This window comes from Alicyclobacillus herbarius DSM 13609 (assembly GCF_000430585.1).
GTDB lineage: Bacteria > Bacillota > Bacilli > Alicyclobacillales > Alicyclobacillaceae > Alicyclobacillus_G > Alicyclobacillus_G herbarius.
In genome coordinates this window covers 152604-169917 of record NZ_AUMH01000005.1, presented here as the reverse complement: position 1 = coordinate 169917, position 17314 = coordinate 152604, and the positions used below count along the sequence as shown (strand labels likewise).

Genomic DNA, 17314 nt, shown 5'->3' with positions numbered 1-17314 from the left:
TATGCCCACAGTGCTGGCACTCCGGCGGGCGAATCGCATCCAGGTCAGGAGCCTCACAAAATTGCATATAGGACTGGACGTCAGCAAAGGGAGCGCTGTAATATGAGGGCATAGCCATTGTTGCACCCGGTAACAACCGGGCACCGGAAGAGAGACTCAGAGGCGGCCAACCTGCAGGGTCTCTCTTCCTTTTTTCACCTCCGTAATGATTGTCGTTACGATACGGATCGTGATACGACAATCATCCGAAGAATCCTCCGACATTGAAAATGACAAAAAAAAACGCTCACTCGCCGTCAAATAGCGTGAGCGGTTACACGGTACCAAACGGTGGTAAGCATCAGCTCTTTATTGCGCCGACCGCCACTGAACCCATAATCTTTCGACTAAAGATGGCAAACAAAATCAACAGAGGCAGCGTCGCCAACAGCGTTCCGGCCATAATCATTCCGTAGTCTTTAAAGTAAATCCCGTTCAGGGAGGACAACATCACCTGAACGGTGAATTTTTGCGGACTGTTGAGCACTACCAAAGGCCAGAGGTAATCGTTCCAGGCTCCCATGAACAAGAAGATCCCTAACGCCACCAAGGTCGGGCGAAGAACGGGCAGGGCAACGTTGTAGTAAAGGCGAAAGTTACCGCAGCCATCAATTCTCGCCGCATTGAGCAGGTCGTCATGGATGGCGGATTCAGCAAACTGTTTTATCCAAAATATCCCGAAGGCACTGGCCAGACCGGGAACGATGAGCGCCTTCAAGTTATCCACCCAGTGCAAGGTCTTCATGATGCTGAACATCGGAACGAGGCTCAATTGGCCTGGAATCATCATGGTCCCAAGCAGAATCAGAAAGAGGGGCTTTTTCCCCGGAAAATCAAACTTGGCGAACGAGAATCCGGCTAACGATGTGAAGAACAAGGTGAGCAAAGTGCTCAATCCGCTCACATACAGACTGTTCCACATGCTGTGGAAAAACGACACCGCTGCCAGCAGGTGATGCAGGTTGGTCGCAAACAAGCCTCCGAAGGTTAACTTCGGGGGATACGAAAAGATGCTCGAAGTGTTCCGGGTCGACATCGCAAACAACCAGTAAAACGGGAACACGGAAAATATAAACCACACGATAAGGCATAGATACAGTGCGATTTTCGTGATAGATATCCCCTTGCTATCAATTCCCCTCCGCATAGTAACCCTCCTCAGGATTTTGAAATACGGTTGACAAGCAGGGAGTTCAGTAATGAGAGAAGGAGGATAATGAGGAACAGGAACCATCCAATTGCAGATCCATAACCGAAAAGATGATTTCCGAAGGCTTGGTTGTAAAGATAGAGAACCATGGTCACTCCGCCATGGCCTGGTCCACCAGTGCCGTTGGTCAGCACTTGTGGTTCTGTGAAGACCTGCATGCCTCCGATAGTGGACATAATGACGGTGAATAATATGATTGGGCGCATAAGGGGAATTGTGATGCGGAAAAAGGTTTGTGTCACAGAGGCACCATCAATGCGCGCAGCATCATAAAGATCCTCAGAAATAGATTGAAGTCCGGCAAGGTAGATGATGGAGTTATATCCGGTCCAGCGCCAGATAATCATAATCGCAATTGCGATTTGCAGCCAGAAATTCGAATTCAGCCAGTCGACGGCGCCAAAGCCAAGTTTTTCGAGCAGATAGTTAAGCAAACCGAATTTTGTTTGAAAGTACGCCCCAAATAATACAGCTTCGGCAACAATCGACGTGATGTTCGGAAGGAAAAAGCTGAATCTCCACACGCCTCGCAGTTTCACAAACGCCGAGTTCAGAAGGAACGCAATCACAAGCGCAAAGAACAGCATCGGTATTGTGGACTCAACCCAGATAATCAAGGTATTCAGGACTGCCTGCCAGAATTGAGAGTCCGTGAGCACCAGTTCAAAATTCTTGATTCCCACGTACTGCATGGGACCCAAACCGTCCCAAGAATGAAAAGCCAAGAAAATTGAAAAGACAATCGGAAACAGCCCAAACACGGCAAACAAGATGTAGAACGGTGAGATAAACAGGTAGATGGTTCGGTGGCGTTTGATTTGCTTCCATACAATTGCACGAGATGAAACTTGCGTGGACGGTGGCTTCACGTTCGCCTGAGCCATTGCCATAGGTTTTCCCTCCCTCGTTCCTGTTTGCAAACGGGGTGTAATGAATCATTCGGTGCATTGCGTTGTGGAAAGGGGAACCGTCATGCAAGGCCGCTGAAACCACGGCCCTACAGACGAATTCCCCTAAGACTCAGTCCAGGCGAACAGGTCGCCCAGTCTCTGCCGACTGGTTCGCGGCGGCGGTTACCCGCTGGGTCAGGAAGGCGTCCGCATATGGGGAAAGAATCTTGCTCACATCACCGCTCTGAATCGCAGCAAGAAACGCTTTATCCTCAATCAGATACGCGTTTTCCGGATTGCGTCGGAATGTGGTTTGGTGAGCCGTGCGTTCGGTCAAGCCGTCGCTGCGCACCTCGTAGATGACATCGCGGGTCAAAATGTCGAGACCAACGGTGTAGCCTTGGTTCAACAGACAGGTGTTCGATATGGTGCCAATCGCGCCGTTTTCAAAACGCAGAGTCATGCTGCCTACGTCCGGAACGGTGACCCCGTCGACAATGTCCTGCATGCCACGCTGCGCATAGACGGCGTAGACCTCCGTGACATTCCCGACCAGGTAGCGGGCGAGGTCGACAATGTGCGTGGTCTGTTCCACCATTTGTCCACCGGAGGTGTCCATTTTCCGCCACCAGGGGACCATCGGCATGCCGCCAAACCAGTACCCCTGCATCATGCCCGGCGTGTGTTCGGCAAGCGCCTGCTTCGCCAATCTTGCGGCTTGCGCGTACCGCCAATGGTAACCAACGGCAACGAGAGCCTGGCGCTCCTCAATCGTCTGTAGGATCTGTCGCGCCGGCTCTTCCCCAATCGAGATCGGTTTTTCAATAAACATCGGAATACCGTGGGCTAAAACGGTGAATTCGATGTCTCCGTGAGCGAACGGCGGCACGCAGATGTACACAGCGTCCAATTCTTCCTGCGCCAACATCTGTTCGAGGTCCGAGTAGGCGAAACAGTCGTAGCGGCGGGCCATCTCGTCCAAGCGCTGCGGGTTCACGTCATACATGGCCGCCACCTTGGCCTCTTCAAGGCCTGCGATGTTGCGTATATGGACCTCGGCAATGCCGCCGACACCGATGAAACCGATGCGTAAGGTCATTCTGTATCATCCCTCCCGGTCAGTTTGGCAGTTGAGATTGCATAAAACGCAGACTACGTGCCAAGGCTTCACCGACACCTTCAGGAACACCGCACTCCAACGACATCCACCCCTGATAGCCAATTTCTTTCAATGCCGCAAAAGCGGCCGAGAAATCTGTGTGTCCCATACCGGGCAACAGACGGTTGGAGTCGGCCAGGTGAACATATCCCAGCCACTCCCGCGCCTCCCGCAGGGCGTCCGGAATGGAGACCTCCTCGATGTTCATGTGGAAAAGATCCGCCAACACCGTGATGTGCGGCGATCCCACGCGCGCGCAAATTGCAACGGCTTGGTGAACGCGGCGCAGGAAATGGGTCTCGTAGCGATTGAGCGGTTCCAGAATCAACTTCGTGCCTTGGGTTCCGGCGTATTCGGCCAGTTCTGCAAGCTGCTCGACCAACAGTTCTTCCTCCACAGTCTCAACCGTCCGCCACGGACTGAGGTCAGGCAGCCTCGGCGCTCCAAAAATAGGCACGATGATCACGCCCTCGGCTCCCACCTCCCCGGCCAAGGACAAAAGGGAACGAATCTCCTGACGGACCTGGGCACGTTCGTCTTTGTCGGGGAACAACAAGCCAAACTTATATCCACCGCAAATGCACGTGGCCGTAACACCGGTATCCTTGAGAACGCGGCGAACCTCGCCGATTCGTGCAGCCAGGCCATCCCCCCGCAGCTCTACCCCTTCATACCCAAACGATTGCAAGTTCTCGATCTTTTCTCGAAATGAATTACCAGGAACGAGATTTTCCTGAACGGCAAAGCGCATCAAATCCTCCTCCTCGTCGGCAGCCGCCATGAGAGGTTCTGCCTTTGGGTTACTGGTATTCTATCTGAAAACGCATTCAATTAGAATATAAAATAATCTATGGCAGATAGGAAAAAATGAAAGGGGAGAACGCGATTGCGAACTGGCGAGCGAAACCATCTGGTGACGACTGAGTGGGAACAACGGCTACCCTTGCACATTGATTCCGTCGGTGTTCGACCGCATCAAGAGGAGATTGTCCGTGAGCACGGATTTTTCGCCTATCACTGGCTGCACACCGTGCGTGGCATTGGAGAATTTGTCGTCTATGGAAAGGCTATAAAACTACCTGCAAACAGAGGGATTTTGCTTAGCCCCAACACCCCGCACCGCTACCATGCCGTCAGCCCCAACTGGACCACCTGGTTCCTGACGTTTAACGGGGTCCTTGCGCATGGGATTGTCTCCACCATCGGGATCCCCACCGGTATGGCTTTATCCTGGGATGCCGATACCCCGTTGGCCCGGATTCATGAGCACTTTGATACGTATTCCGAGTCCGGATACGATTACACAGGGCTCAATGGCAGTATCGAGGTGTACACGTTTCTCATTCACTTGCGCAAATACGGCCGGGTAAACGGGCAATCCCCGTTCGCCAAGTGGCACGAAAAGCTGATACCTGTACTGACCGCGTTGGAGACGGAATACGCCAATCCGAATGTGGGGCTGGCATGGATGGCTGGCAAGCTAGGCATCAGTCCCCAGCGCGTCAACACCTTGTTTAAACGCGTGTTTGGCGTGAGCGCGTACCAATACGTGCTGCAGTTTCGAATTGCCAAGGCCAAGGAGCTCCTGTTTGAAAATGGGGAGATTTCCGTGCAAGGGATAGCCCGGCGGGTTGGGTTTTATGACGCCAGTCACTTTATCTCGACGTTCCGTCGCTTTGAAGGCCTGACGCCCGAGCAGTACCGAAGGAAGTATCTGGGCTGACGAACCTAGAGGCTCGTGAACCGCGAGCCCCCTGCCCCCCTCCCCTTGAACCGGACGGTGCAGCTCTCTACAATGAGTCTGTACTTTTGGCAATCCGTACTTCTAGGAGTGCGTGCTTCTGGAAACGAATCCAAGATCAAGGGGGAACGTCGTGACCATGGGGCACAAAAACGAGCAGATGACCGGCGCGTTGTCGGCCATTGGCGCCTACTTGCTGTGGGGCATCCTGCCGATTTACTGGAAGCTGTTGAACGGAGCTGCGGCGGATGAAGTTCTCGCGCATCGGATTATCTGGTCGTTTGCATTCATGCTTCTCCTGCTCGTCGTGACTCGGCACGTGCGGGACTTAACGACAGACATCAAAAGCCTACTTGCCGCCCCGAAAAAGGCCTTGCTGATGGTGAGCGCGTCAATCCTCATCACCATCAACTGGTATACCTTTATCTGGGCTGTTAACCACGGACACGTGGTGGAAGCCAGTTTGGGCTACTATATCAATCCACTCGTCAGTGTCTTGCTAGGCGTTGTGTTCTTGAAAGAAAAATTATCGATGTGGCAAATCGTTTCGGTCATTGTGGCGTTTATGGGGGTTCTGTTACTGACCGTACACACGGGAACCTTCCCTTGGATTTCCTTAATTCTTGCGCTATCCTTTGGCCTGTATGGCCTGTTTAAGAAGACAGTGCACCTGGGCGCCATGACCGGGTTGACGATTGAAACCTCTGTGATGACACCTGTGGCAGGCATCTTTCTCGCCTGTTTTTACACCCGCGGCGGTCATGCCCTGCCAACGGCGAATGTACAATGGATTTGGCTGCTGTTGTCCGGAATTGTCACCGCGGTGCCCTTGCTTCTGTTTGCCCATGGAGCCAACCGCATTCCGCTGTCTCTTATTGGCTTCTTTCAATACATTTCTCCGACCATCATGCTGATCCTTGGCACATTTTTATATCATGAACCGTTCAACCAACAGGACCTGATGGCGTTCATCCTCATTTGGGTCTCCTTGGCCCTGTTCACCGTAGCGAAGACGCGACCGTTCGCTTGGGTTGAGCACAAGCTGGTCCACGGCGTCATCGTTCATCATTAACACCCATCACGAAACGAGAGAGAACCCAGGCGTCCCCTTAACATTGTACGTTGCAGCAAGGTACGCCTGGCATGCTCACCCCTTTACACCGCGCCTATCTAGGCCGGAACCACCGCACCACCAGGAGAACCAAGGAGAACATCGCGTAGGCCGAGGCAAACCAAATTTCGAGCGGATCGTTATTCACGATGACCACGACGAGGGCGGCCACCTCAAGCAAAACGAGGACAGCCAACACCACTGCAACCCCTGGCCCCTTGGTAAAATCGCGCAGTTCATGCACCAAGATTAACCCGGTGACCAACGCGACCATGCCCAGGATGAAGCCGGGGTGCGTGGCTTTCGGGCCAATCAGCCGTGTTAAAATCAAGCCTACGACCAGCGCAATCGGTACCACCCACGCCGACGGTGTGAACCAATTTCTCATCGAACACCCTCCCCACGCGTCTTGTCTCATTGTACCCCATGGATCCTTCTTAGTACGACGAGACCTCCATGCATGTAGCTCATCCATCCTACAAAAACTCGTGATAGACTGACTAGAGCAGAGAAAGAACTGCGAAAACCCGGGTGAATCCCTAGAACAAGGCGAGGAGGACAACTTCGTGAAACCGTTTCGAGTCGTCGTTGTCGGCTGCGGGGGCATGGCCAACCGCTGGATTGAATATGCGATGGAACGCCGTGACGTGGAAATCGCCGCACTGTGTGATATTCGCCGGGAAGTGGCCGAGGCTAAAGCAAACCAATTCCACCTTCAGTGCCCAACGTTCACCGATGTGGAGGAAGCCATCACCCGTACTGAGGCCAATCTCGTCTTTGACGTGACCATCCCGGAGACGCACGCACAGGTGGTAACGACCGCCCTGCGTCTGGGATGCCACGTGATGGGCGAAAAACCGCTGGCCACCTCCCTGCCAGAAGCAGAGATGGTGATACAAACCGCCCGGGCCTGCGGGCGGACCTACGCGGTCATGCAGAATCGCCGCTACAATCGCAACATCCGCGCCCTGCGCGAGCTAATCGCCAATGGCACGATTGGCCAGGTCGGCATGGTCTGCGCCGACTTCTTCCTCGGGCCCCACTTTGGCGGCTTCCGCGATGATATGGACAGTCCTCTCATCGTCGACATGGCGATTCACACCTTCGACCAGGCCCGTTTTCTGACCGGCGCAGATGCGGTGTCCGTCTATTGCCACGAGTTCAACCCGCCCGGTTCTTGGTATAAAGGCAACGCCGCCGCTATCTGCATTTTCGAAATGTCGGACGGTAGCGTATTTTGCTACCGGGGGTCCTGGTGTGCCGAGGGGGCACCGACCTCATGGGAAGCCAGTTGGCGCATCACGGGCAGCCGTGGCACCGCCATCTGGGACGGTCATACAGCCCCATATGCCGACGTGATCCGTCCGTCTACACCCGCCGCCTTCCTGCGCGCCACTGAGCACGTCGAGGCGGAGTTCACCTGGCCGGGGCGTGAAGGCCACGCCGGGTGCCTCGACGAAATGTTCGCCGCGCTGCAGGAGGGGCGTGCCGCCGAAACGGACTGCCACGACAACTTCAAGAGCATCGCCATGGTGTTTGCGGCCCTCGAAAGCGCCAAGAGTGGTAAAAAGGTACCGTGCGCCGGTTTGTTGTAATCCGGTGAAGCGAGCGGATCGGGTGCGGGTGCGGACGCGGGCGCTACGCATAAACCGCCTGCGCCTGAACTACGGAGCCACCGCCAACAGGTAGGTTTGCCCCGCGTAGACCGAAAAAACCACCCCCGGCTGCACGTACTCGTGACGAATCGAAATCCCGACGTTAAGGGCGAATCCCGGCCGTGCCGCTAAAGTTCCCATCAATCTGAAACGCCGGGTGGGTATTGAACGGGTTGGGCAGTGTCGACTGGAGGTTTGCTCCGTGCGCACTCCGCGGCTCCCTCACATACGCTAGAGCGAGGAGCGTGAGGGGGATGCCAAAGCGCCGGATCATCGTGGATCTATCGGATAGACATCTGTATCTGCTGGAAGACAGTAAAGTAACGCGGGGATTTGCGGTAGGGATTGGGAGAATGGTGTCGGTCACGCCGGCCGGTGAATTTCACATCATCAACAAGGTACCCAATCCGGGGGGACCTTACGGTGCTTATTGGCTTGGTCTGTCCAAACCCGGGTATGGGATTCACGGCACAAACAACCCGGCGTCCATTGGCAAGCGGGTATCCAAAGGGTGTATCCGCATGCATAATGAAGATGTGCTGAAGTTAGCACGGCTGGTCCCCGTGGGCACGCGCGTGACGATTCGCCCGTAATATCTTTCGCAAACAAAAATGTGTTGGTAGAACAACTCCTCTCATAGGATCTACAGGTTACCTATGAAGGGGGATGTACATGGGAAACGTTCGCGCAGATGTGCAGGTCGCTGTGGATCACTACCTGGAACTGTACGCTGAAGCAAAACAGCTGGAAAAGAAAATGGATGCCCTGCGCAAGGTCATTGAGGTGTACATGAAAGAGAATGATTTGGAGCAGATGGCGCACTCCAATGGAGGTGGGTGGATTCAACTGGTGCCGCAAGAGCGGCCCGTCATGACGTCGCGCTATACCACGTACGACACGGCGGAGTTGGCGAACCTGTTACCGCCAGCTGTCCGCAAAAAGTGTCTGGTCGAGGTGGTGGATAAGGATAAGCTGGAGGCACTAGCCAAGCTCGGTGAAGTTCCAGAGGATGTGTTGCAACGAAAAGTGACCAGATCCTCTGTCTCCTGGGTCGTGCGTTTTGAGAAATAGTTTTCATACCTTCATGATTGGGTCATTTATATTGAGGTAGTTGCCCTTTCCTCGTCACTCGCTCGTACATACATCTACAACATGACGAGGGAAGGAGGAAAGTCAGTGGATGATTTTAAAAAGGATGTCAAGAAACTGAAGCTTGACGAGTTCAAGGCCAGTGATCTGACACCGTCGGAAGAACAGGACGGGAAAGACGTATCCCTCGCCCAATGGGGTTGTTTCCGCTGCTTCCGGTGTTTCAACTGTTTTAGGTGCTTCGCCTGTTTCCGCTGTTTTCGTTGCTTCGGTTGTGGCCGCTGTTGGTAAAAGAACGTCATATCCATTCCAGTTACTTTGGACACTGGAGGAATACGTATCGTTGGAGCCCTATGCGGAAGTTTCGCTGCAAGGGGCTTTTTTTTTTGTGACCGGACAAACCGCCCTACATATCATGGGAATACCGGAACGAATGGTTCGGATATGGGAAGGAGGATGGCCATGGCGAGCGTTGGGCCATTGTCGCGGCTAAAGGTCAAAGCGGACACGTTTTACCTGCCGAATTCAGATGGAGCGGTGTACTTCCGGAGTAACACGGGGTGGCTCCGCATGGAAGGTCGCGGCATTGACGAGTGGATCGAAAAACTGGTTCCAGTATTCACGGGAGAACATACATTAGCTGAATTAACCGACGGACTGCCCGAGCCATATGTTCGACGGATTTATGAAATCGCCGATGTCTTATATCAGAACGGATTCGTCAGGGATTTGCAAGGGGATTTACCACACGGACTGTCCGCCGCACTACAGCGCTGCTATGCGAGTCAAATCGAGTTTCTCGACAACACGGTTGGGTCTGGCGGATACCATTTCGAACGGTATCGTGAGCGGCCCGTCGTTGCCGTGGGGTACGGTTCGTTTCTCAATGCCCTCGTATCCGCCCTGTTGACGTCCGGCGTTGCAAAGGTCGGTGTGATGGTGACTCATCCCGCACAAACGAACCGTGATCGCCTTAGGGAATTGGTGGAACACGCACAGCGGGACGATCCGGACCTCACCATGGCCCTTCTCGAGCCCGCGGGAACCCATTCCTGGCTCGCCGCAATCTCGGGATACGACGCGGTGTTCTACGTGTCCGAGACAGTCGATCTGGCAGACTTGCAGCGTGTGGAGCAGTACTGTCGAGAACAGGAGAAAGTGTTCCTGCCCGCCCTGTTCCATCGAGGCATTGGTATCGCCGGGCCACTACTGGCACCCACCACATCCCTCCGCTGGGCGTCCGTGTGGCGACGGCTGCACGCAACCTGCTTGGATGCAAACGTCGAACACTCCAGGATATCCCCCACGACGCGAGCTCTTCTCGCCAACGTCATGGTCTTTGAGTGGCTGAAGTACGTTGCTGGAGTGGCGGATTCCGCCAAGGAGACGCAAATCTACCTGCTCAATCAGGAAACGTTGGAAGGAACATGGCACCCCATTCGGCCGCATCCCCTGGTTTCGGGGGAGGTCCACGTGACGGAAGTTTCGGACGTGGATCACCGCCTGAAACACGATCATGCCGATCTTACGGACAACGACCCGCTCATGGTCCGCTTTCAGGAACTGACCTCACCCTTCACCGGCATCCTTCACGAATGGGCGGAAGGGGCACTCTCCCAACTTCCGCTCGCCCAATGTAAAGTTCAACCGGTCGATCCGTTGTCCCCTGGGCCCGCCCAACTGCTGCAGGAAGAGATCTGCAACGGGCTCACGCACGAGGAGGCGCGCAGGGAGGCGGGACTCTACGGTGTTGAAGTGTACGCAGGCCGGACTCTGGAAGGGTTCAATTTTAGCGAATCGGAACTTGACATTCGACCCGATGCGTACATGGGCGTCGGAACGGGGGCCACGTGGGCGGAAGCGGTTTACCGCGGTCTACACAAGTGCCTGACGAACACTTTGGCCAGGACAATGACTGGGACGACGGAACCGGAACCGCTGCGGCAGCTGCAGTTGACGGAAGTGGCAGACCATCCCGTTCGCTTTTATCTGGAAGCCTTGACGGCGCTGAACGGTTTGCCAGCGTTCGGATGGGGACCCGAAATACACGGCTTTCCAGGGCTCTGGGTCCGGTCGGCGGGAATGTGGTACGGGGCCCCATCGATACATCCTGGATTGGCGCTGCGGCGTGTACTGCAGCAGGCACTGTCACGTGCCCAAAACGGGAGAACCGTACCGCAGAATGCATTTGTCGTGGAAACAGACGCTTTGTGCTGCGCAGAAGGCAATCCCGTTCGCCAGGCGATACCGGACGGCTCAACCCTCGACTGGTCAGACCTCGTCCGCTCTGCGCTAAAGACCCTGAAGCGAGCCGGGACCGCCGTGCGCGTGTTGGAGCTCGCTGTTGAACCGGCGTTTCAGTCCCCATTGGCCGGCGTCGTCGGGGTCGTCCTGCGGGAGGAGGGGCGTCAGTGGACACCGTTCTGGTTATTGGGGAAGGGAAACTCGCGCAACTGACGGCGCGGGAATTGGCGGATCTAAACGTCGTGCGCCAAACCGACTTGGCACATCTGCTGCCGGCCAACGTCGGCCTGGTGCTGGTGTTGCACGATGGCTGGCATCCGGCGGTGCACCAACGGGCGGAAGCGGCGTGCCGGGCGGCCCGTATTCCCTGGCTAGGCGCGTTTGTCTGGCTCGGTATGGGGATTGTCGGGCCGCTTGTACAACCCGGGGTCCAGGGGTGCTCCGAGTGCGCCGACTACAGGCAATGGATGGCGGGAGCGGATCGACCCGAGATGTGGCAATTGCGGACGGTTCTGGCCGAGCGTGGAGGCCTGCCACGCGACGTGTGGGCGACGAACACCGGTTTGTCGCATATCGCTCAGCTGGTGGCCTCCGAAGCTCGCCGCCGTTTGGCGGGTATAGCTTGCCAAACGGACGGACGCGTGTACCGGGTACACCTGAAGACCCTAGCTACTTCACTGCATGTGGTACTCCCGAACCCTCTTTGTCCAGTGTGTGGCCAAATGCCGGACGATACACCCGACGCGGCCAAAATCAAGCTGCAGCCGAGGAAGAAATCGCGGCCCGACGTATATCGGACGGTGTCTCTGGAAGCACTCGGGCCATGCTTGCAGAGGGACTACCTCGACTACCGGTCCGGGCTACTGAACGGGAAGATGCACGATCTGGCGACCCCGTTGGCGACGGCCAGCGTGAACCTGCCCTTGCCGGCTGGAGACGAAGCGACGGCTGGCCGCAGTTTCTCCTTTGCGGAAAGCGAGCTAACTGCCATTCTCGAAGCTCTGGAGCGCTACTGTGGTATAGAGCCGCGGGCCAAGCGCACGGTGGTCCACGACAGCTACCGCAACTTGGCCGACCAGGCGCTGGACCCCGCTCGGGTTGGCCTGCACCATCCGGCGGCATACAGACAGCCTGACTTCCCATTTCAACCGTACCACCCGGACATGACGATGGACTGGGTGTGGGGGTACTCGTTTCAGCGCCAGCAACCTGTACTCGTGCCTCGGACGATTGCGTATTACAGTGTGACGTCTGAGGGCGGCTTTGTCTACGAAACATCGAACGGGTGCGCCGTGGGCGGATCGCTAGAAGAAGCCATCCTGCACGGAATCCTGGAAGTGTTGGAGCGGGACTCGTTTCTGTTGACCTGGTACGCCCGCTTGCCTCTGCCGCGCCTGAACCTCAGTTCCGCAACGGATCCCGAGCTCGACCTGATGCTGCTCACTCTACGCCACCAGCTTGGATACCATCTGTATTTGTATAACGCGACCATGGAGCATGGAATTCCAAGCATCTTTGCGGTGGCGAAGAACCGGAGCAAACAAGGACCTCATCTCATCTGCGCGGGAGGCAGTCACCTGGAGCCAGTACGCGCCATTAAGAGTGCCATCCACGAGGTGGTAGGTACCATCGCAAATTTGCGAGCGCAGCCAATGGACCGGGCCGCGGCCCTGCGGATGTACCGTGATTCGGCGCTCGTTCGCCAGATGGAGGACCACTCCCTGCTGTACAGTTTGCCAGAGTCGGAGCAGCGGCTGCGGTTTCTGCTCTCCAGCCAAGAGCAGTGCACACTGGAGGACGCATTTCCACTGTGGCCCCAGCACGCCGACCTAACCGATGACTTACGCATCGTCCTGGATACCCTGAATTGTCAAGGTTTGGACGTCGTGGTCGTTGACCAGACCGCTCCAGAGTTAAAGCGAAACGGTCTGTACTGCGTGAAGGTGATCATTCCCGGGATGCTGCCAATGACCTTCGGCTACCATCTAACTCGACTGCACGGGTTGAACCGCGTGCTGACCGTTCCTGCTCAGCTCGGCTACACGAGCGAACCGTTAACTTGGGAGCAATTGAACCCGTACCCGCACCCATTTCCATAAAGGAATAGGAGGCAGCACGTCATGGACCTCAACACACTTTTTTACCAACTGCACTACGACACGGACAAGGCGCGTCCACCGGAATGGGAGGTGGACTGGGAAGACGCGCCGTTGACCTTCAAGTTGTATCGAGGACAGCCAGTCTTTCCGCTGCCAACGACCGTCCCGCTCGTCCTGACTGGCCCCACTTCCCCACATCCGCTAGATTTGCAGACCCTCGGCGGGTTGCTGTGGTACGTGTACGGAGTGAGCATGGTCAGCCAGTCGGCCTATCCGGGGGAAGGGGGCACCATGGAGGTCGACACCTCCCTCCAATTGAGGCGATTTGTCCCGTCGGGCGGTGGCTTATATCCGAGTGAGCTGTACGTCTACCTGAAACTGGACGAACTGCCTCTTGGCGTCTATCACTATAACGCTGCCCATCACCAGTTGGTCCTGTTGCGCGAGGGACATTTCGATCCGTTTCTGGAGCAAGCACTTGGCCACCGCTGCGACTTGGCGGACTGCTGTGGAGTCGCATTTGTCTCTACTGTGTTTTGGAAGAACTTTTTTAAATACTGTAACTTTTCTTACCGTTTACAAGGACTGGATGCGGGGGCGGTTCTGGGACAGCTACTTGCGGTGGCGAAACGGCTTAGTCTAAATGCGGTGGTCTGTTACCAGTTTCTGGACCGCGCATTGAATCACTTGCTGGGATTTTCTGAGTCTGAGGAGAGCGTGTATGCCGTCGTTCCACTGTCGACAAAGCCTCCCCTTGAGTGGTTCCACCCGGAGCGGCATGCGCCTGCCGTTACTGCGAGTGCGTTGCGGGAAGAGCTACCCCGCACATGCCATGAATACACCTTGAAGACCCGACGGCTGGGCAGCTATCCTCTCTTGACCCGCTGCAACGAGGCATCGTTTCTGGAATCAACGAATGACTTTCTAGACCCACCGCCCCTTACAAGGCCCGCTGAACCATCGATAGATGTCGCCCTGCCTCAGGTTGAGCCGATGGAATTTGACCTCGCGGAGGTGAGTCGCAAGCGGTATTCTCCGGCACTGGATTTTATTCAGAAGAAAGTCTCGAGTCTTCAACTAGCAGAACTGTTGTATGAGACGGCGGCTTTATTCCGTCACGACAGCGACGTTCGGTCACCCGCTGAGAAGGGCTGCAATGTTTCCCTGTACGTGTGCCTGCACAACGTGGTGAACATTCCAGATGGAGTGTATCGGTACCTGAGTGGATGCCACGGACTGCAGCGGATTCAGTCGGGAGATCCCCGCATGTCCCTGCACGAGGCATTGTCCATGTACACGGTGAACCTGTTTCAGGTGCCAGTCTGTGTCCACGTCGTCGGTCAGAGGGGGATTCAGCGAGACGTGCTTGGTGTTCGTGGGTACCGCATCCAGCAGATGGAGGCGGGCATTCTCACCCAGTGCCTGCTGCTCGCGGCATCTGCACTGGGCATGAACGGCCACCCGTTGCTCGGTTTTGACGCGCCGACGGTTGACACCTTGTACGCGTTGCCGGCAGAGGGCAAGACCTGCCTAATACAGATCCCCGTGGGGGCGCATCGACCTCCTATGAGGCTGCAGGCAGACTTGCGCGGGTAGGTCTGTGAAAAGGATTGACAGCAAACTTTCCCCTTCGTATACTCGCTCAAAACGCGAGGGGAAGTTGAAGGTGCAGAACATTATTGAGGTGCAACAGCTGTGTAAGGTGTTTCCACAGGCACGGCGACGCAGGCTGCGCCTTCCCTGGCGGCGCGTTCCCCCTGCCGAATTGACGATCACTAGAGGCAGGAGCGCGTGCAACTGTCCTATCGGATTGGCACCGTGTTCGGGCAAAAGTCGCAACTGTGGTACCACCTCCCACCGCGCGACACCTTCGACTTGATGGCTAGCATCTACGACCTCCCTAAGACGGAATACCGCCGGCGACGTGATGAACTGGTTGAACGGTTCCAGTTGAGCGCCCTGATGGATACCCCGGTGCGACGGCTCTCCCTGGGCGAACGTATGCGTTGCGAGATTGCCGTCTCCTTCCTGCACCGCCCGCGCATCCTGTTTCTCGACGAGCCGACGATTGGCCTGGATGTGGTGGTGAAACAGACGATTCGCGAGCTCATACGGGACCTGAACCAGCAGGAAGACGTGACCGTGTTTCTCACATCGCACGACGCCACCGACGTGGAGTCCCTCTGCCGCCGCGTCTTGGTCATCAACCAGGGACGGTTGCTGTTTGACGGTCCGACCACGCAGCTGGTCAACCGTTTCCTGCACTATAAAGAGGTGCACCTACAGTTGCAAGAGCCCGACTTCGACCTTGCCTGCGAGGGGGTGGAGGTACAAACGTTGGAGCCCGCCCGGATAAAGCTGGTGGTGGAAGTACGCGGCCGTATATCGCATTGCCGTCTGCAACCAGTGGGCGTATGTCGGGGAACAACTGGTGCGGAGCATTTTCCTCGTCGTCATCATGTACGTGTTCTCGGAACTATGGTCCACGACCTACGCAGCCGGTGGGCGCCCGACCATCGCAGGGTATAGCGTGAACCAAATGGTCTGGTACCTAGCCTTCACAGAATCGATTGTCATGGGCTGCCCGCACATCATGCAGCGCTTGGCGGAAGAAATCAAGCACGGGGATATTGCGTACCGCTTGACCAAGCCCATTGGGTACATCGGATACAACTTTGCCCACTACCTGGGAGAGGCGAGTATACGTATCTTCGTCAACTTCATCCTCGCCGGCATCGTCACCACCTTTTTCTTTGGCCCCCCGCCAGTGACCTGGGGTTCTCTCGGGTGCGGGCTTGGCGTGACGGCCGTCGCGGTCTCGACCCAATTTGCCCTCAACATGACCCTGGGCTTACTTCTCTTCTGGATGGAGGATGGACGCGGTCTCGACCTAATTCTCTCGCGCCTGGTGATGATTTTAGGGGGCATGATGATCCCGCTGCCTCTGTTCCCGACCTGGCTGGCGCACTTTTGTGCCTGGCTGCCGTTCCAAGTGGTGGCCTACCTTCCCGCCCGCACCTTGGTCCACGCGCCTGGGTATAACCTCGGTCAAGGCGTGGGCTTGGCCGTCGGTTGGATGTTGCTTTGCTTTGTGCTCTGCGGGCTTCTCTATCGGCAGGGGGTGAGACGGCTCTATGTCCAAGGTGGCTAAGACCTTTCGACTGACGCTGGCCTATTTTTGGTTCAACCTCAAGGGCAGCTATGCGTTCCGCTCGAGTTTTTGGCTGCAGGTGGCCAGCATGGCGTTCAACGACGGAATTTGGGTAATGTTTTGGCTGCTCTACTTTGCCCGCTTTTCGGTCGTTCAAGGCTGGCACCGAACCGATATTCTCTACCTCTGGGGCCTGTCCGCCTTCAGTTTCGGCATCATGGACATCGTGTTCGGAAACGCGCTGAACCTGGGCCGTATCATCTCCGAAGGGGAACTGGACATCTATCTCAGCCAACCCAGGCCGCCCCTTTACCATGCCCTCATCTCTCGTCAGAACGTGGTCGGTTGGGGGGATGTGGGTTTCGGGTTGGGGATGCTGCTTTTGGCCACGCCTCACACCCTGCCGGCGCTGGGCCAGACGCTGGTAAGTGTATCTGCCTGCACCCTTTTGCTCATCGGATTTGTCGTCCTGACCCAGTCGCTGGTATTCTTCATCGGCGGCCGTGAAGGCTTGGGGGCACAACTGGCTGAAGTGTTTCTCACCTTTTCCCACTATCCATCCGGCATCTTTCACGGTGTGGTCATCCGCGTCCTCATCTTTGGCATTGTTCCAGCCGGGCTCGTCAGTTCCCTGCCCCTAGCGGTGATCGACGCGGTACACCCATGGCTGATGTGGATTTCCCTGGCCGTCGGTGTCCTTGAGGTGGGGCTGGCATACAAGGTCTTTCAACTCGGGCTGCGCGTGTATACATCCGGCAATCGCCTCACCGTACGCAGCTAGAGCCGGAACTCCATAGAGAATGACTACCTGGATTTGATTCACGTAAAAAACTCCTGATGGAGTTGAGGTTGAGCCCTCTCCCATCAGGAGGTCGTACCACGACACTATGAGTTTCACGCAGACCCGAAAGGCTTGCCGGATTCCA

18 protein-coding genes are annotated in these 17314 nt (G+C 56.2%); 11 read left to right on the top strand and 7 right to left on the bottom strand.

The features are described 5' to 3' along the window. Window positions 1-340 precede the first annotated feature (340 nt). The 4 genes from H522_RS0105210 to H522_RS17765 form a co-directional block, all read right to left on the bottom strand. Entirely contained in the window at window positions 341-1186 is an 846-nt protein-coding gene (locus H522_RS0105210; RefSeq protein ID WP_051343925.1) for a carbohydrate ABC transporter permease, read from the bottom strand. 11 nt (window positions 1187-1197) lie between these two features. Next, window positions 1198-2133 (bottom strand): carbohydrate ABC transporter permease, encoded by a 936-nt coding sequence (locus H522_RS0105205; RefSeq protein WP_051343928.1) that lies wholly within the window; start codon window positions 2131-2133, stop codon window positions 1198-1200. Window positions 2134-2269: 136 nt separating this feature from the next. Beyond that, window positions 2270-3238: a Gfo/Idh/MocA family protein gene (locus H522_RS0105200; RefSeq protein ID WP_026961493.1), complete on the bottom strand. Its 969-nt coding sequence runs from the start codon at window positions 3236-3238 to the stop codon at window positions 2270-2272. Between the two features lie 19 nt (window positions 3239-3257). After that, the gene (locus H522_RS17765; RefSeq protein WP_051343924.1) at window positions 3258-4049 is read right to left on the bottom strand and encodes a sugar phosphate isomerase/epimerase family protein; all 792 of its coding nucleotides are present in this window, start codon (window positions 4047-4049) and stop codon (window positions 3258-3260) included. Between the two features lie 135 nt (window positions 4050-4184). On the opposite strand from H522_RS17765, the gene H522_RS0105190 reads away from it, so the two are divergent. Both H522_RS0105190 and rarD read left to right on the top strand, forming a co-directional pair. Beyond that, a complete protein-coding gene (locus H522_RS0105190) occupies window positions 4185-5021 on the top strand; it encodes an AraC family transcriptional regulator (protein ID WP_051343923.1) in 837 nt (278 codons plus the stop codon). Window positions 5022-5178: 157 nt separating this feature from the next. After that, on the top strand, window positions 5179-6111 hold the full coding sequence (rarD, locus tag H522_RS0105185) for an EamA family transporter RarD (RefSeq protein WP_026961491.1): 933 nt from the start codon (window positions 5179-5181) through the stop codon (window positions 6109-6111). A gap of 94 nt (window positions 6112-6205) precedes the next feature. Here rarD and H522_RS0105180 read toward each other — a convergent pair whose 3' ends face one another. Continuing rightward, window positions 6206-6538, bottom strand: coding sequence for a hypothetical protein (locus tag H522_RS0105180; protein WP_026961490.1), 333 nt, complete (start codon window positions 6536-6538; stop codon window positions 6206-6208). A gap of 178 nt (window positions 6539-6716) precedes the next feature. On the opposite strand from H522_RS0105180, the gene H522_RS0105175 reads away from it, so the two are divergent. Next, window positions 6717-7745 carry a Gfo/Idh/MocA family protein gene (locus tag H522_RS0105175; RefSeq protein ID WP_026961489.1) on the top strand — a complete coding sequence of 343 codons (1029 nt, stop codon included), beginning with the start codon at window positions 6717-6719 and terminating at the stop codon, window positions 7743-7745. A gap of 69 nt (window positions 7746-7814) precedes the next feature. On the opposite strand, the gene H522_RS22285 is transcribed toward H522_RS0105175, so the two are convergent. Further along, complete coding sequence (locus H522_RS22285; RefSeq protein WP_281173073.1) at window positions 7815-7946, bottom strand: hypothetical protein; 132 nt, start codon at window positions 7944-7946, stop codon at window positions 7815-7817. Beyond that, entirely contained in the window at window positions 7909-8079 is a 171-nt protein-coding gene (locus H522_RS22475) for a glycosyl hydrolase family 95 catalytic domain-containing protein (RefSeq protein ID WP_425386999.1), read from the bottom strand. The genes H522_RS22285 and H522_RS22475 overlap by 38 nt, the downstream gene beginning before the upstream one ends. On the opposite strand from H522_RS22475, the gene H522_RS0105170 reads away from it, so the two are divergent. From H522_RS0105170 to H522_RS0105130, 8 genes are all read left to right on the top strand, one after another. After that, window positions 8060-8398, top strand: coding sequence for a L,D-transpeptidase (locus H522_RS0105170; protein ID WP_026961488.1), 339 nt, complete (start codon window positions 8060-8062; stop codon window positions 8396-8398). The genes H522_RS22475 and H522_RS0105170 overlap by 20 nt on opposite strands. 79 nt (window positions 8399-8477) lie before the next feature. Continuing rightward, window positions 8478-8876, top strand: coding sequence for a DUF7376 domain-containing protein (locus H522_RS0105165; RefSeq protein WP_026961487.1), 399 nt, complete (start codon window positions 8478-8480; stop codon window positions 8874-8876). A gap of 480 nt (window positions 8877-9356) precedes the next feature. Then, complete coding sequence (locus H522_RS17760; protein WP_051343922.1) at window positions 9357-11351, top strand: putative thiazole-containing bacteriocin maturation protein; 1995 nt, start codon at window positions 9357-9359, stop codon at window positions 11349-11351. Continuing rightward, window positions 11306-13237, top strand: a complete 1932-nt coding sequence (locus H522_RS0105150) for a TOMM precursor leader peptide-binding protein (protein WP_026961485.1) — start codon at window positions 11306-11308, stop codon at window positions 13235-13237. Before H522_RS17760 ends, H522_RS0105150 begins: the two co-directional genes overlap by 46 nt. Window positions 13238-13258: 21 nt before the next feature. Beyond that, the gene (locus H522_RS0105145; RefSeq protein WP_026961484.1) at window positions 13259-14833 is read left to right on the top strand and encodes a SagB family peptide dehydrogenase; all 1575 of its coding nucleotides are present in this window, start codon (window positions 13259-13261) and stop codon (window positions 14831-14833) included. Window positions 14834-15028: 195 nt separating this feature from the next. Then, a complete protein-coding gene (locus tag H522_RS17755) occupies window positions 15029-15766 on the top strand; it encodes an ATP-binding cassette domain-containing protein (protein WP_051343921.1) in 738 nt (245 codons plus the stop codon). Continuing rightward, a complete protein-coding gene (locus tag H522_RS17750) occupies window positions 15669-16388 on the top strand; it encodes an ABC transporter permease (RefSeq protein WP_155836206.1) in 720 nt (239 codons plus the stop codon). Before H522_RS17755 ends, H522_RS17750 begins: the two co-directional genes overlap by 98 nt. Next, window positions 16372-17169 carry an ABC transporter permease gene (locus H522_RS0105130; RefSeq protein ID WP_051343919.1) on the top strand — a complete coding sequence of 266 codons (798 nt, stop codon included), beginning with the start codon at window positions 16372-16374 and terminating at the stop codon, window positions 17167-17169. Before H522_RS17750 ends, H522_RS0105130 begins: the two co-directional genes overlap by 17 nt. Window positions 17170-17314 lie beyond the last annotated feature (145 nt).